Here is a 14,187-nt window from a genome sequence, read left to right as displayed (position 1 = left end):
TTATGGCTGCCGGCCAAGTTTACCCACCGCCCGCAGGGTTGGTTTGGTGCTGGTTTTGCCGTCTGCCTGCGTGGTCAGCGTGCCGCCCAAGATGATTTTGGATTGGGTGCGCTCGCACCAGTCCACCATGCTCATAAAGGTGTCGCCGCTGCCGCTGGCCGCGTCCAACAGTTCCAGCATCATGGTTTCCGGGATGATGCCGGCCGCATTGTGGCCGATGCCCACCAGCGCGTTAAGCAGGGTGGTTTTTTCTTTGTCCGATGCGCCGGCCGGGTATTTCCCGATCCGCACCGGCAGGCCGTAAATTTCCAAAAACTCGGCCAAGTCGCGCACCGAATAATTTTTAAACAGATACGGCCACGCCAGCGAGCGCATCAGCCCGCCGCGCGCCAAGAAGCCGCTGCGCGCCTGATGGCGGTGCACAATCCAGCCCAGCGGCCACAAGTCCTGCGGCTCCTGCCCGTTCACGCCCAGCAGTTTGAGCTGGTTGTGTTTCAGGGTAACGCGCTGGGGCAAATCCACAATGAAGTGCGGCACGACTTGCTGGCGTCTGACGCCAAGCAGCTGGCGGCCACGCTGACCCGGCAGCTGATTGCGCCGCTGCTGTATCTCAATAAGGGCATCACCGACCCGGCCAACATCCCTTATTTTGAGTTTGACACCCGCCAACCGGAAGACATGAAGCTGTATGCCGAGGCGCTGCCCGAATTGGTGCAGCTCGGCATGAAAATCCCGCTGGAATGGGCGCATGAAAAGCTGGCCATCCCGCAGGCGGCCGACGACCAAGACATATTGGCCGTGCGTGGTGCCCAGCCGGAACTACGGCAGGCGCAGGCCAGCCGCTACCGGCAGGTAGCCTTGTCGCGGCAGGGCGAAATCATCTATCCCGACCAGCTGGCGTTGGACGACGGTATTGCAGGCTACCTGAAAAATACCGAGCTGCCTGCATTGCTCGAGCCGCTGATTAAGCAACTCGGCCAAGCCATCGCCGAAGGCGGCAGCTATGAAGAGGCGGCCGAGCGCCTGCTGGCCGCCTACCCGCAATTGGACACGGCACAGCTGCAAGAGGCGCTGGGGCGTGTGCTGTTTGTGGCGGACTTGTGGGGGCAGATCGGTGGGCGCTAATCAAGTGGATTTGGCCTATGCCTTCGGCCTGCCGCCGGAGCGTGCCATCCGTTATTTTGAGACTTTGGGCTACACGGTGCCGACCGATTGGCCGCAGCGGATGCAACAAGCAGCGGCCAAGGCGCAGACCATCGCCGGTATCTACCGGCAGGATGTGGTGGCCGACATCCACCGTGCGCTGGGCGAATCGGCGGCCAAGGGCACGCCGTTTGCCAAATTTAAGGATGCGGTGGAGCGGCAGCTGACGGCCAAGGGGCTGCATCTGGATCAGGCAGGCGATATGGTGGACGCCACCACCGGCGAGTTGCTGGGCAAGGGCATCACGCCGCAGCGCTTGGAGGTGATTTACCGCACCAATATGCAAAATGCGTATATGGCCGGGCGCTGGCAGGAGCTGCAAGACAACCGTGCCGCCATGCCTTATCTGCAATACACCGCCGTTATGGACAACCGCACCCGCCCGCTGCACCGTGAGCTGCACGGGCAGGTGTATCACATCGACGACCCGTTTTGGGATACCTATTATCCGCCCAACGGCTTTAATTGCCGCTGCACGGTAACCGCCTACAGCGCGGCCGATTTGACCCGGCGCGGGCTGGAGGTTTCTGACAGCGAGGGGCGGCTGGAGGAGGTGTACCGCGTGGTGAATAAAGCGGGCGACACCGAACCGACCCGCGCCATCCGTTTGGCCGACGGCCGCTCCTTTATGGCCGACCGCGGCTTTGACGGCAACGTGGGCAAGCGGCACTTGGCGCAGCTGGGGCAGTTGCAGATGCAACGGGCGGTGGATTTACCGCCTCGGTTGGCGAGTATGGCGGTGGGGGAGGCGCTGAAACAGCCGGCCTTTTTTAAGGCGCTGTCGGATGAGTTTATCCGGCGCTTTGATTTTTTGGCCGCCGGCGGCCACGGCAGCAACCGCATAATGCACGTGGGCGTATTGCACACCGAGCTGCTGGATGCGCTGGCCGCCCACAACATCATGCCTCAGTCGGCCGTTATCAGTATGGGGGATGCGGACATTACCCATGCCTTGCGCGACAGCAAGGCGGCAAGCGGTCAGGCTTTGGATGCAGCCATTATCCGGCGTGTGCCGGAGCTGCTGCTGAAGCCGGACTCGGTGTATGTGCAAACCAATGCCAAAAATCCGACATTATGGTTTATTTATGAGACCGAGCAGGGCAAATTGGTATTGTTGGTGGATAAGCCGGAGAAGAAGAGCAAAGAGATGATGAATATCGTGCGAACCGGCGGCAGAATCACGAATTGGAAAGAAGCATTGAACCAGCATACACTGGTTTGGGGAAAAGCCCCGGCAGGAATGAAGTAAAACAGGCAGGGGCGTCGGGATTCGAACCCGCATAATATGGGGAAACCATAACCTTTACCAGTTGGAAACTACCCCTGCCTATTTGTGAATTACAGTATAGCTATGATCGAAATCGAAATCAAGACGTTAGAGTTGCAGCAAAACATCAGCCGCGCAGCGCAGGGCTTGGAGCAGCGCGGCAGCCTGATGCGCCTGATTGCCGGCAGGCTGCATCAGGCGGTGGATGAAAACTTTAACAGCCAAGGCCGCCCGGCTTGGGCGGGGCTGAAGCTAGGCAGCCAGCTCTCCCGTGCCGGGGCGCTGACGAAACGCGGGCAGGTATCGCAGGCGCGGTTTGACAAGCATGTGCGCAACCACAAAATCCTGCAAAACACCGGCCGCCTGCGCAACAGCATCACCGAGGCCAGCGACAACGATAGTGCGCGGGTAGGCACCAATGTGGCCTATGCCGCCATCCACAACTTCGGCGGGCAAACCGCCGCGCACATGATTTACCCGCGCCACAAAAAGGCGCTGGCATGGGCCACCGGGGCGTATCCGGTAAAAAGTGTGAAGCAGCCATTACATGGGGTTAATTAACGGGCAGCCCGTGGCACATGTTGCCTTCAGCCCGCGCCCCGGTTTAGTGGAAGCGCGCGCCTGCCGGCTGGTGGTGCTGCCGGAATGGCAGGGTGCCGGAGTCGGTACGCGCTTTCTAAACGGCTGTGCCGAAATGTGGCTGCGTGGAGAAAACCGCTATCGCCGCCCGCTGCGCACTCTAATCAACACCTCTCATCCCGGCTTGGCCGCCGCCCTGCGCCGCAATCCACAATGGACGCAGGTATCGGCTGCCCTATACGGTGCCGACAAACTGCGCTGCCGCGACAGTCTGCGCCGCTCCGCCTTAAAACACGGGAAGGATACCGGTAAAGCCCGCAGTGCCACCGGCTACGGCGGTCATTTCCGCGCCGTGCAAGGCTTCCGCTATTTAGGCAACGGGCAGGAGGAATAGCGTAGCCCGGCCGCCATTGGACATAGCATGAAAATCCCCGTTTAACAGACCATTAAACGGGGATAAATTTGTGCAAAAGCTGATACAATTTGCTACGCTGCGGCGGTGCAAAAGCTAATGCCAATTCAGGCAAAAGCTGCCGCCGCCTTACACACGGCGGGCTCGACACCAACCAAGCCATCGCCCTACAAAGCATCGCCGGCGATTTGCAGGTGTGCCAAGTGGTCGATCCCAACAAAACCTGCCGCTTCGCCCTACCGCGCAGGGTAACGAAACAATTAGGGATTGAGTTGCCGTAATGCGTTTGGCCTAGAATAGAAACGGCAAAAGGCTACCTGAAAGCCCAGCTTCACCAAAATGAAAACGCCATAGAGCGAAATTTCTGTGAAACCAAACTTTCAGGTAGCCTTATTGATGCACAACGCAATTGGAGCAGCTTAATCTTACTCCTCTTCATCCCCGTAATACTTCACCCCGATTTTAATCGGCGGCCGCCCTTGTGATTTACGGTGGGCGTTAGAATCGCGCAGGGAATAGGCACAGCCGCAGTATTCCTGCTGGTAGAAGTGCTCACGCTTGCTGATTTCGATCATGCGTGCGCTGCCGCCGCCTTTGCGCCAGTTGAAATCCCAATACACCAAGCCGGGATACTGTTCAGCGGCACGGCGGCCGCAATCGTTAATCTGATTCATGTTTTTCCAGCGGGAAATACCGAGGCTGCTGGTGAACACGGGAAAGCCGTTTTCGTGGGCGTATTGGGCGGCTTTTTCAAAACGCATGTCGAAGCACATGGTGCAGCGAATGCCGCGCTCAGGCTCAAACTCCATGCCTTTGGCTTTCTCAAACCATTCTTTGCGGTCGTTTTCGTAATCATCATCTTTATCGATGAAAGGAATGCCGAATTTGCCGGCAAAGCGCATATTTTCTTCTTTGCGCAGCAGATATTCTTTGAGCGGGTGGATGTTGGGATTGTAGAAATAGATGGTGTAGTCGATGCCGGAAGCAAGCAGGGCTTCCATCACTTCGCCGCTGCACGGAGCGCAGCAGGAGTGGAGTAAGACTTTGTTTTGCCCGCCCGGCGGAACAAGCACGGGGCGGCTGATGGGGCTGACTTCAAGAGTGTGGTTCATGGTTTTTCCGTGATTTAGTTTGGGCGGAATTTTAACACCAAACGCAGCAGGGCTGCGGGGCTAGGGGTTAAAAACGTTTTCAGGTAGCCTCTTCATGTTTTGCAAGAGCTACCTGAAAATATTGCAACCAATAGTAGCAAGGCATGGTCTCTGTGCTCAGCATGTCAATCGCTGCATATAGAAAACCGCTTGAAAGGGCATGCCTTTTCAAGCGGTTTGGTTTGGCTAAAGCCGGAATCAGCAGCAGCGGCCGCCGTTGGCTCCGCAGCGGCGTTTGCGGCAGTAGTCTGCAAACTGCTGCTCGGTCATTACCGGTGCGTTGGGGTTATAGCGCCGTTGGCGTGCCACGTAGTTGGCGTAATCCGGCACGCCCACCATCAGGTTGGCAGTCAGCTTGGCTGTTTTCCAAGCCTGATGGAGACGCTGTTTCAGCTTATGCTTCATTCACGGCCTCGGAGCTTGCACCAGCGGTTTCGTTGCGGAATACCGGCGGGATTTCCTGAGCGGTCGGCCAGCCAACCTTACGAGCCTTCATGGCTACCTGGAAGCCGTAAACAGCCACAACTACCACCACAGCCAAGAACAGCACGGTCAGGCCGGAGTTTACATAGTCGTTGAAGGCGATGCGGCTCATCTCTTCGGCGGTTTTAGCCGGAGCCAAGATTTCACCGCGAGCCAAGGCTTCTTTGTATTTGGCAGCGTGGGCCATAAAGCTTACGCGCGGGTTGGAATCGAACACTTTTTGCCAGCCGGCATAGCAAGTTACCAACAATACGCCGAGCGCCGGAACCAAAGTAACCCAGATGTAGCGGTCGCGTTTCATCTTAATCAGAACCACGGTACACAGGATCAGAGCCACACCTGCAAGCATCTGGTTGGCGATACCAAACAGCGGCCACAGGGAGTTGATGCCGCCCAGCGGGTCGGTTACACCGGTGTAGAGGAAGTAACCCCACAGTGCAACGGCCATAAAGGTGGCAATCAAGTTAGCCGGTAGGCTGTCGGTGTTGCCGAAGGGTTTGTAGAAGATACTGCCCAAGTCCTGGATCATGAAGCGGGCCACACGGGTACCGGCGTCCACAGCAGTGAGGATGAACAGGGCTTCAAACAGCAACGCGAAGTGATACCAGAATGCCATCATGCTTTCGCCCGGGATCAGCTGGCTCATGATGTGAGCCATACCCACGGCCAGAGTCGGCGCACCGCCTGCACGAGACAGAATGGTGTGTTCGCCCACTTCTTTGGCCACGTGCAGCAGGGTAGCTTCGCTTACCGGGAAGCCCAGCTGGGTGGTGATCACGTGTGCGGCATTGGCAGCGTCGGTGCCGATCAGGGCAGCCGGGCTGTTCATGGCGAAGTACACACCAGGATCAAGCGAAGAAGCGGCAGCCAGCGCCATAATGGCCACAAAGCTTTCCATAATCATGCCGCCGTAGCCGATCATGCGTACGTGCTCTTCGTTTTCCACCATTTTCGGCGTGGTACCTGAAGAAATCAGGGCATGGAAGCCGGATACCGCACCGCAAGCGATGGTAATGAACAGGAAGGGGAAGAGATGGCCTGAGAATACCGGGCCGGTACCGTCGATAAAGCGGGTAACGGCGTGCATTTGCAGCGGCGGGCTAACAATGACAATGCCCAAAGCCAATGCAATGATGGTACCGATTTTCAGGAAGGTGGAGAGGTAGTCACGCGGGGTGAGCAGCAGCCACACTGGCAGCACGGAAGCGATGAAACCGTAGATCATCACCGCCCAAGCGATAGACAGACCTTCCAGGTCGAAGATATGCCCAAAGGAGCTTTCGGCCACGTTTTTACCGTACACAATCGCCAACACCAGCAGGATAAAGCCGACGATGGAAATCTCGCCGATTTTGCCCGGACGGATATAGCGGGTGTAGATACCCATAAACAGAGCGATCGGGATGGTAGTGGCGATGGTGAAGGTACCCCACGGGCTGTGGATCAATGCTTTCACCACAATCAGCGCCAACACGGCCATGATGATCACCATAATCATCAGAATACCGATGGAGGCAATCACGCCGGCTACAGTGCCCAGCTCTTGTTTCACGATGTCGCCCAAGGATTTACCGTCACGGCGCATGGACACGAACAACACCATCGCGTCCTGAACCGCACCGGCAAACACCACGCCGAAGATAATCCACAGCGTGCCGGGCAGGTAACCCATCTGCGCGGCCAATACCGGACCTACTAACGGGCCGGCGCCAGCGATGGCGGCAAAATGGTGGCCGAACAGCACGCCTTTGTGCGTCGGCACATAGTCCAAGCCATCGTTATGGCGCTCGGCCGGCGTGAGCCGGTTGGGATCGAGCTGCATTACGTTTTTGGCAATGTAGAGACTATAAAAGCGGTAGGCAATGGCATATACGGAGACGGCAGCAATCACCATCCACACCGCACTTACCTGCTCACCGCGATGGATAGCCAAAGTGGTAAAGGCGGCCAAGCCAGCCAACACCACAACGCCCCATATCAGGAAGCTTTTGAGTTTGTTCATGATAACAACACTCCGATTCAACAAACATAAAACGGCTGCTTGGCCAGGCCATACTGCCCACCTTCGGCAGCCCCCTATCCAGCAATCAAACGCTATGCTAAAGACACAAACGTCTTAACTACCAAACGGCATAAGCTTAACATATTCGTGGGAATAATTACGTTAAATTTTCAAGCGAACGAGGCTGTTTTTGCCACGTTTTAGACGGAAAAGCCTAGATTCAGTACAAAAATATACTGGATCAAGAATAATTTGATTTAGGTCAACAAATCACCGATCGGATAACACCATTGTTGGTTTTTACAAAAAACTTGGCAGGCGAAGGTAAAGTTTGTTTGTCGGGCTTGAGCTGTATTGACGCTTTTCAGGTAGCCTCTTGAGCCTTGGCAATCGCCAAGATAGCAGCAAAAGGCTACCTGAAAATGTGGGGAGCAGACAGAGCAAAATGTCAGAGCGGCAATACCAACCTAACCATCAAGATTCAGGTAGCCTCCCGCTAGGTAATGGCTGCATTGGCTGTTTGCTGCTGGTATGACCAAAGGCTACCTGAAAACAACCAAACCGGACGGCTGTATGCCCGCCCGGCTTGGTTGTTCCATAGATAAATCAGGCGCCAAACTACTGCGCTGGCTGCGCCGTTGGGGCAGAAGCTTTCCGGTAACGGCCGGCCATGGCTTTATACACCATGCTTTCGTAGCGCAGGGTCTGGTAGCGGGCTTCGAGCAGGCTTTGCGCGCCGGAATATTCGGTATTCAGCGCGGAGAGCCAGTCTTTGAGCTCGTTGCGGCCGTGTTGGTAGCGCACGCGGTAGTAGCGGCTGTTTTCAACGTCGAGCCGGTGGCGGCGGCGCTGGTTCTCCAGGGTTTGGCGGCTGGCGCGGTATTGGCGGTAGTTGGTGTCGACTTCGTTGAGCGCGGTGGTGAGGGCTTTTTCGAAGGCGAGTTTGGCATTTTCAAAGTCGGCTTCGGCGCTGCGGTCTTTCCAGTTCATGGTGCGCCAGTTGAGGAAGGGCAGGTTGAGGCTGACGCTGCCGCCCAATATCGGCACGTTGAACAGGTTTTTGCTGTGTTCGGACGAGGTACTCAGCGCGGCGTTCAGCGTGATGCTGGGATACCAGCTGCGGTATTGCGCCTGCTGGCTTTTGAGGGCGGACTGCAATCGGTAGTCGGCGGCGATGAGATCGGGGCGGGCGGCGAGGGTGGAGATGGGCACATTCAAATCGAGCTTGCCGCCTTCGGGCAGTCGGAAGGATTCGGGCTGCACGGCCATTGCCTGGCCGGGGCGCAGGTTGAGCAGGTTGCGCAGGGTGGCTTCGGTGTTGCTGCGGCTCTGTTGCAGGGAAAGCAGGCTGTTTTCGGCGGCGAGCAAGGATTGCTCGGCCTGGGTAACCTCAATCGAGGCCACGCGGCCGTGGCGGTATTTGCTGCGGGCGATTTGTAGGATTTGTTTGTATTGCTCGATGGTTTTTTCGGTGAGCTTGATGGCTTCGTTGAGATAGGCTACCTGAAAATAGGCATCGACCACATTGTTGATTACGGTGAGGCGGGTGGCGGCCAAATCTTGCTCGGTGGCTCGCTGCTCCCACGCTTGGGCAGAGGCGGTGGCGTTGAGTTTGCGCCATAAATCGAGCTCGTAGCTTAAGCCGAGCTGGCTGCTGTAGCTGTGGCTGTTTTGGCGGGTATCGAGGTTACGGTTGGCATTGGCGCCGAGCGAAGCGTTGAATTCAGGCACGAGATTGGCACCGAGAATGTTGGCCTGATACAGGGCTTTGTTCACGCTAACGGCGGCCTGTTTCAAATCCACATTGTTGGCCAAGGCCTGCTCCACCAGGGCGTTGAGCCCGCTGTCGCCGAAGCTTTGCCACCAGTTGCCTTCGGTTTGGTAGGCGCAGCCGGCGGGATCGGGGCAGTGGCCGCTTTCGCCGGTGGCGGTTTGCACGCTGCCTTCGCGCTGAGCTTGGGCGAGGCCGATTTGGGTGTTGGGGGTTTGGTCGATGGTGCAGCCGGCGAGCAGAAGCAGCGCCAGCGCGGCAGCACGGATGGGCGGGTGGGTTGTTTGGTTCATAAACCCTCGTTTCTTGGTTGGGTGTCGGGTGGGTTTCAGGTAGCCTGGATTACCGGTTGGAGGCTACCTGAAAAATCGTTCACTTTAGCTTGCAATCCTGTTTACCCTGTTTTCAGGTAGCCTCTACCTACTCCTTGCAGGCTACCTGAAAATATCGGGCGGTTTTGGCTTGATGGCTGCTCACGCTTGCAGCCCGCCGCTAATCGCGCGACAGGGCGGCAATCGGGTTGAGCTTGGAGGCGTTTTTGGCGGGCATGAAGCCGAACAGTACGCCGATGAAGGTGGAGCAGCACACCGCGCTCACAATCGACCAGGTGGAGAACGACATAGCAAACTCGCTGGTCAGCGCATTGAAGCCCAAGCCGATTAAGTAGGAAAGCAGGATGCCGGCCGCGCCGCCGATGAGGCAGATGAGCACGGCTTCAATCAGAAACTGCTGCAAAATATTGCCCTGCCGCGCACCGATGGCCATGCGCACGCCGATTTCCTTGGTGCGCTCGGTTACCGACACCAGCATGATATTCATTACGCCAATGCCGCCCACCACCAGTGAAATCAGGGCAATACAGGAAATCAGCAGGGTCATCGCGCCGGTGGTTTTTTCGATGGTTTGCTTGATGCTGTCGCTGTTGCTGGTGAAGAAATCTTCCTGGCCGTGCCGCGCCAGTAGCAGCTCTTTAATGCCCTGCTCGGCTACGGAGGTGCTCACGTCGTCGCGGATTTTCACAGTTACCGCGCTGATGTAGCGCTCGCCTGAAATACGGTTCATCACCGTGGTGTAGGGCGCCCACATTTGCAGGCTGTCGCCGCCGCCCCAGCCGTTTTGGTCTTCCGCACTGATGCCGATCACGCGCAGCGGGCGTTTGCCAAACAGAATGGTTTGGCCGATGGGGTTGGTACCTTCTGGGAACAACTGTTTGCGGGTGTTCGGATCGATAACCACCACTTGCGCGGCAGTGTCTACGTCGTCTTGGTTAAACAGCCGGCCTTGGTCAAGCTTGATGCCGCGCACATTGAAATACTGCTCGCCCGCGCCGTAGAGCTGGGCGGTAACGTTGGTGTTGCGGTAGGTAACGGTGGCGCTGGAAGTGGTCATCGGGGTCACGCTATCCACATAGCTTTGTTTGCCGATGGCTTCGGCATCGGCAATGGTGAGCGTGCGGATGCGGCCCCGGTGGCGGTCGCCGAAGCTTTTGCCGGGATACACGCCGATGGTGTTGGTGCCGATGGAGCTAATGTCGGAGAGGATTTTCTCCTGCGTGCCGCGCCCCAGCGCCACCACGGATACCACCGACGCAATGCCGATAATAATGCCGAGCATGGTGAGCAGGGAGCGCATTTTGTGCGACATGATGGCCTGCACCGACATTTTGAAGGCTTCCACAAACTGGTCTTTATAAAACAGCCAAGATGCCTTTTCGGCGCGGCTTTCCACGCTGCTGGGCGGGATTTCGGCGTTTTTGCTGGTATCGGCGATGATTTCGCCGTCTTTGATTTCAATCACACGGTTGGCAAAGGCGGCGATTTTCTGGTCGTGGGTTACCAAAATAATGGTGTGGCCTTTGGCGTGCAGCCCGCGGATGATTTCCATCACCATCTCGCCGCTGCCGGAGTCGAGTGCGCCGGTGGGCTCGTCGGCCAAGATGATTTCGCCGCCGTTCATCAGGGCGCGGGCAATAGACACGCGCTGCTGCTGGCCGCCGGAGAGCTGGTTGGGGCGGTTGTCTTCCTTGCCTTCCAAGCCCAAGTCGGCCAGAAGCTGAGTTGCGCGTTCATTCCGCTCTTTTTGATCCATGCCGGCATACACGGCGGGCAGCGCAACATTTTCGCGCGCGCTTAATGCGCCCAATAGGTTGTAGCGCTGAAAAATAAAACCGAATTTGCGCCGGCGCAACGCGGCCAGCTCGTCGCCGCTCATCTGCGAAGTTTCCACGCCGTCGATTTGATACGAGCCGGAAGTGGCGCTATCGAGGCAGCCAATGATATTCATCAACGTGGATTTTCCGGAGCCGGATTGGCCGATGATGGCAATGAAATCGCCTTTTTGGATGGTGAGGCTGATGTCTTTCAAAACGTGGACGCGGTTGGCGTCTTCGCCGAAATAGCGGTTGATGTTGCGGCATTCGATTAGGTTCATATGCATACGGCTTTCGTTGCGGCGGGGAGGCTACCTGAAACAATAGAAGCAGGCTTTAAAGCAGAGGTTTCAGGTAGCCTTTGGGTTTTCAGGTAGCCTGATATCGCAAAGTGGGAGCCAGCTTATACTGGCGGGCCGCCCTGCCACTCTTTCACCGTGCCGTCGCTCTCCGACACAATCACTTTCTCGCCCTCTTTCACGCCCGATTTCACTTCGGTGCGCGTGCCGTCGCTGATGCCCACGGTAATCGTACGCTCTTCCACTTGGTTGTCGGCTTTCAGCACGCGCACATAGCGTTCGCGGCCGCGCTGCTTCACCGCAGTGGCGGGAACGGTGAGCACGTTTTTGGCCTCACCGATCACGATATTGTTTTGCGTGGTCATGCCGATGGCGAGCTTGCCGTCTTCGTTCGGCACGAGCGAGCGGGCGTAGTAATAGATGGCGGTGCTGGTGGTGTCGGTGCTGGTGGTGTAGCTGCCTTGTGACAGGGTGGTTAAGCCCGGGTCGACACTATCCAGCTTGGCTTCCCGTTCGCTGTCGGGGTCGGCCAAGGTGGTGAACAGCAGGGTTTGGCCGGCTTTCACGCGGGTTACGTCGCCCTCGGCAATCTGCATCTTGTTCAGCATATGGCTCAAATCGGCCACTTGGCCGATGGCGGGCGTGGTTTGCACCGCGTTCACGGTTTGCCCTTCTTCCACTTTCACCGAAACCATCGTGCCGGAAATCGGCGCAGTGATGCGGGTGTAGCCCAAGTCGGCTTCAGCCGTATTGATGGCGATACGGGTTTGGCGAATAGAAGATTGCAGCTCGCCCACCTGCGCCTTGGCGGCGGCATACGAGCCCTGTGCGCTTTCCAGCTCTTCTTTGGAGGTGGCGTTTTCCGCCCACAAGGCCTGCTCGCGGCGGTATTTTCGTTCGGCGTTTTGCAGCGCCACGCGGGCAGACACGAGCTGCGCCTGATAAGTTTCCAGCTTGGCCTTATTCGTGTTCAGTGCGTTGAGCTGGGTGGTGGAATCGATTTCGGCGATGAGGTCGCCTTTTTCCACGTGCTGCCCGAGCTTCACATACAGGTGTTTGATTTGGCCGGAAGCCTGGGCGCCCACGTCCACCAGTTGCGCGGCGGAAATCTCGCCGGTGGCGGATACGGTTTGGCGCACATCGGCACGCTTCACTTCTTCGGTGAGATAGGTGGTTTGCGGCTTGCTCGGCTTCAAAAAGGCATAACCCGCCGCGCCCACGGCCAGCGCCGCCACTGCCCACAATGTCCATTTCAACGGTTTTTTCATCTTGTTCCGCCTGCCCTTTCCGGCAGCTATTAAGAAATATGGCTATTCTAGAAAACTGCTGCCGCCTGCGCTATCTGATTAACCTATCCTTACCCCGCCGAGGCTTTGTTGGCAGGGCTTTACGGAAATTAGGGGTTGCAGAAAAGGCTACCTGAAAGTTTCAGGTAGCCTTTTGTTTGATCACGCTTGGTTCAAGCAAGCGGATTGTGCCTAACGCCTTCTGCCGTTGCTGCGGCGGACGGCGGGTTTGCCGGATTGAGGCATGCCGACCACGGTGGTGTGCAGGCCGGTTACGCGGCGCTGCCAGGCGGCTTTCACTTCTTCGGCGCTTAAACGGGAAACGGCTGCCGGGTAGCGGCTGAGGTAGTCGTCGGGCAGGTTGTAGAGGCCGATGAGTTTCAGGTAGCCCAACAGTTCGGCGTTGGTGTCGAAGCGCAGGGGGAAGCTGCCCACGAGGCTGGCCTTGGCCTGCGCCAGTTCGGCTTCGGTGGGGCCGTTGGCGGCGAACTCCTGCAACACTTTCTGCGTGTCGGCCAGGGCAGCGGCGGCACGGGATTTCTCGGTGGCGAAGGAGATGGTGAGCGGGCCTTGGGCGCGCAGGGGGGTGAGGCGAGAAGAGGCGCCGTAGGTGTAGCCGTGTTGGTCGCGCAATACTTTCATCAGCCGGCTGTCGAAACTGCCGCCGCCGAGAATGTAGTTGCCCACGGCCAAGGCATAGTAGTCGGGGTCATTTGGCGTGATGATGGGCATGCCCAATACGATGTGCGCCTGGGTGCCGCTATGAGGCAGGGTTTGGGTTTGCACCGTGCCATGGGTGGCTTCGGGCAGGGGCGGCAAGACTTGGCCGGTGGGCAAGTCGCCAGTGAGTTTGCTCACGATTGCTTCGGCCTGGCTGCGGCTGACATCGCCCACAATCGCCACCACGGCATTGCGGCGGGTGAAATATTGCTGGTGGAAGCGGTGCAGGTCGGCTGGGGTGATGCGGCGGATGGTTTGCTCGCTGGTGCGGGCCGGATAGCCGTAGGGATGGGCGGGATACACCTGCCGGGTGTTGGCTACAGAGGCGAGGAAATCGGGCTGGGTGCGGTTTTGCTTGAGGGTTTCCACCGCACGGTCTTGCTCGCGTTTGAGCACGGCCGGATCGAAGCGGGGCTCAACCAACACATCGCGCATCAGGCCGAGGGCAGGGTTGAGGATATCCGGCTTGGAGAGGCTGCGCAGACGCACGCCGGAAGTGTCGGTGGTGTTGTAGCTGGAAAGGCTCACGGCCAAATCGCCCACGCGCTGGAGCAGGGCTTCTTCGCCCAGGCTTTTGGTGCCGGTATCGGCCAGGCCGGCGGCGAAATCGGCCACGCCGATTTTGTTGGCGCTGTCGCGGCTGCTGCCGGCATCGAAGGCTACGTCGATATCGACAATTGGGTTTTCATGCCGCTCCACCAGCAGCACTTTGGTGCCCTCGGCGGTTTGCCAGCGCTGAATCGGAATATTCTCGGCCAGCGCGGCGGCGGGCAGCAGGCAGGCCAGCAGCAAGGTGCGGAACAGGGGTTTCATGGGGATTCACTCCTAAATTGGGATACGGTTTGGGCTGCGCTGAAGCGGGTGC

13 protein-coding genes are annotated in these 14,187 nt (G+C 57.9%); 5 read left to right on the top strand and 8 right to left on the bottom strand.

All coding sequences use genetic code 11. The annotated features are described in order from the left end of the window. Positions 1-537: a phage portal protein family protein gene (locus tag CKV94_RS05585; RefSeq protein WP_003824664.1), complete on the bottom strand. Its 537-nt coding sequence runs from the start codon at positions 535-537 to the stop codon at positions 1-3. Between the two features lie 3 nt (positions 538-540). On the opposite strand from CKV94_RS05585, the gene CKV94_RS11490 reads away from it, so the two are divergent. The 5 genes from CKV94_RS11490 to CKV94_RS11355 all read left to right on the top strand — a co-directional run bounded on the left by CKV94_RS11490 (position 541) and on the right by CKV94_RS11355 (position 3,742). Beyond that, on the top strand, positions 541-1,125 hold the full coding sequence (locus tag CKV94_RS11490; protein WP_050754453.1) for a phage portal protein family protein: 585 nt from the start codon (positions 541-543) through the stop codon (positions 1,123-1,125). Beyond that, positions 1,115-2,452, top strand: a complete 1,338-nt coding sequence (locus CKV94_RS05575; RefSeq protein ID WP_003824662.1) for a phage head morphogenesis protein — start codon at positions 1,115-1,117, stop codon at positions 2,450-2,452. The genes CKV94_RS11490 and CKV94_RS05575 overlap by 11 nt, the downstream gene beginning before the upstream one ends. Before the next feature lie 102 nt (positions 2,453-2,554). Next, positions 2,555-3,031 carry a phage virion morphogenesis protein gene (locus tag CKV94_RS05570; RefSeq protein WP_003824661.1) on the top strand — a complete coding sequence of 159 codons (477 nt, stop codon included), beginning with the start codon at positions 2,555-2,557 and terminating at the stop codon, positions 3,029-3,031. After that, complete coding sequence (locus CKV94_RS05565) at positions 3,018-3,443, top strand: GNAT family N-acetyltransferase (protein WP_003824660.1); 426 nt, start codon at positions 3,018-3,020, stop codon at positions 3,441-3,443. Before CKV94_RS05570 ends, CKV94_RS05565 begins: the two co-directional genes overlap by 14 nt. 89 nt (positions 3,444-3,532) lie before the next feature. Next, positions 3,533-3,742, top strand: a complete 210-nt coding sequence (locus CKV94_RS11355) for a hypothetical protein (RefSeq protein WP_003824659.1) — start codon at positions 3,533-3,535, stop codon at positions 3,740-3,742. A gap of 144 nt (positions 3,743-3,886) precedes the next feature. Here CKV94_RS11355 and CKV94_RS05555 read toward each other — a convergent pair whose 3' ends face one another. The 7 genes from CKV94_RS05555 to CKV94_RS05525 all read right to left on the bottom strand — a co-directional run bounded on the left by CKV94_RS05555 (position 3,887) and on the right by CKV94_RS05525 (position 14,135). Beyond that, complete coding sequence (locus CKV94_RS05555; RefSeq protein ID WP_035580892.1) at positions 3,887-4,573, bottom strand: epoxyqueuosine reductase QueH; 687 nt, start codon at positions 4,571-4,573, stop codon at positions 3,887-3,889. 237 nt (positions 4,574-4,810) lie between these two features. Beyond that, positions 4,811-5,017, bottom strand: a complete 207-nt coding sequence (locus tag CKV94_RS05550; RefSeq protein WP_003824655.1) for a YbdD/YjiX family protein — start codon at positions 5,015-5,017, stop codon at positions 4,811-4,813. Further along, on the bottom strand, positions 5,007-7,097 hold the full coding sequence (locus CKV94_RS05545) for a carbon starvation CstA family protein (protein ID WP_003824654.1): 2,091 nt from the start codon (positions 7,095-7,097) through the stop codon (positions 5,007-5,009). Before CKV94_RS05545 ends, CKV94_RS05550 begins: the two co-directional genes overlap by 11 nt. A 618-nt stretch (positions 7,098-7,715) precedes the next feature. Next, the gene (locus CKV94_RS05540; RefSeq protein WP_003824653.1) at positions 7,716-9,161 is read right to left on the bottom strand and encodes a TolC family protein; all 1,446 of its coding nucleotides are present in this window, start codon (positions 9,159-9,161) and stop codon (positions 7,716-7,718) included. A gap of 199 nt (positions 9,162-9,360) precedes the next feature. Next, positions 9,361-11,298, bottom strand: a complete 1,938-nt coding sequence (locus CKV94_RS05535) for a MacB family efflux pump subunit (RefSeq protein WP_035580889.1) — start codon at positions 11,296-11,298, stop codon at positions 9,361-9,363. A 122-nt stretch (positions 11,299-11,420) separates the two neighbouring features. Next, positions 11,421-12,584: an efflux RND transporter periplasmic adaptor subunit gene (locus CKV94_RS05530; RefSeq protein ID WP_003824650.1), complete on the bottom strand. Its 1,164-nt coding sequence runs from the start codon at positions 12,582-12,584 to the stop codon at positions 11,421-11,423. Between the two features lie 210 nt (positions 12,585-12,794). Beyond that, positions 12,795-14,135: a M16 family metallopeptidase gene (locus CKV94_RS05525; RefSeq protein WP_035580886.1), complete on the bottom strand. Its 1,341-nt coding sequence runs from the start codon at positions 14,133-14,135 to the stop codon at positions 12,795-12,797. Between the last annotated feature and the right edge of the window lie 52 nt (positions 14,136-14,187).

Origin of the sequence: Eikenella corrodens, from assembly GCF_900187105.1 — a bacterium.
Taxonomy (GTDB): domain Bacteria; phylum Pseudomonadota; class Gammaproteobacteria; order Burkholderiales; family Neisseriaceae; genus Eikenella; species Eikenella corrodens.
The sequence above is the reverse complement of the archived record's forward strand: the minus strand, read 5'-3'. Positions and strand labels throughout refer to the sequence as shown.

Excerpts from the sequence above, each read along its gene's own strand:
- CKV94_RS05525 (WP_035580886.1), bottom strand. The coding sequence starts at position 14,135 with ATGAAACCCCTGTTCCGCACCTTGCTGCTGGCCTGCCTGCTGCCCGCC.
- CKV94_RS05535 (WP_035580889.1), bottom strand. The coding sequence starts at position 11,298 with ATGAACCTAATCGAATGCCGCAACATCAACCGCTATTTCGGCGAAGAC.
- CKV94_RS05570 (WP_003824661.1), top strand. The coding sequence starts at position 2,555 with ATGATCGAAATCGAAATCAAGACGTTAGAGTTGCAGCAAAACATCAGC.
- CKV94_RS05555 (WP_035580892.1), bottom strand. The coding sequence starts at position 4,573 with ATGAACCACACTCTTGAAGTCAGCCCCATCAGCCGCCCCGTGCTTGTT.
- CKV94_RS05565 (WP_003824660.1), top strand. The coding sequence starts at position 3,018 with ATGGGGTTAATTAACGGGCAGCCCGTGGCACATGTTGCCTTCAGCCCG.
- CKV94_RS05540 (WP_003824653.1), bottom strand. The coding sequence starts at position 9,161 with ATGAACCAAACAACCCACCCGCCCATCCGTGCTGCCGCGCTGGCGCTG.
- CKV94_RS05550 (WP_003824655.1), bottom strand. The coding sequence starts at position 5,017 with ATGAAGCATAAGCTGAAACAGCGTCTCCATCAGGCTTGGAAAACAGCC.
- CKV94_RS05545 (WP_003824654.1), bottom strand. The coding sequence starts at position 7,097 with ATGAACAAACTCAAAAGCTTCCTGATATGGGGCGTTGTGGTGTTGGCT.
- CKV94_RS05530 (WP_003824650.1), bottom strand. The coding sequence starts at position 12,584 with ATGAAAAAACCGTTGAAATGGACATTGTGGGCAGTGGCGGCGCTGGCC.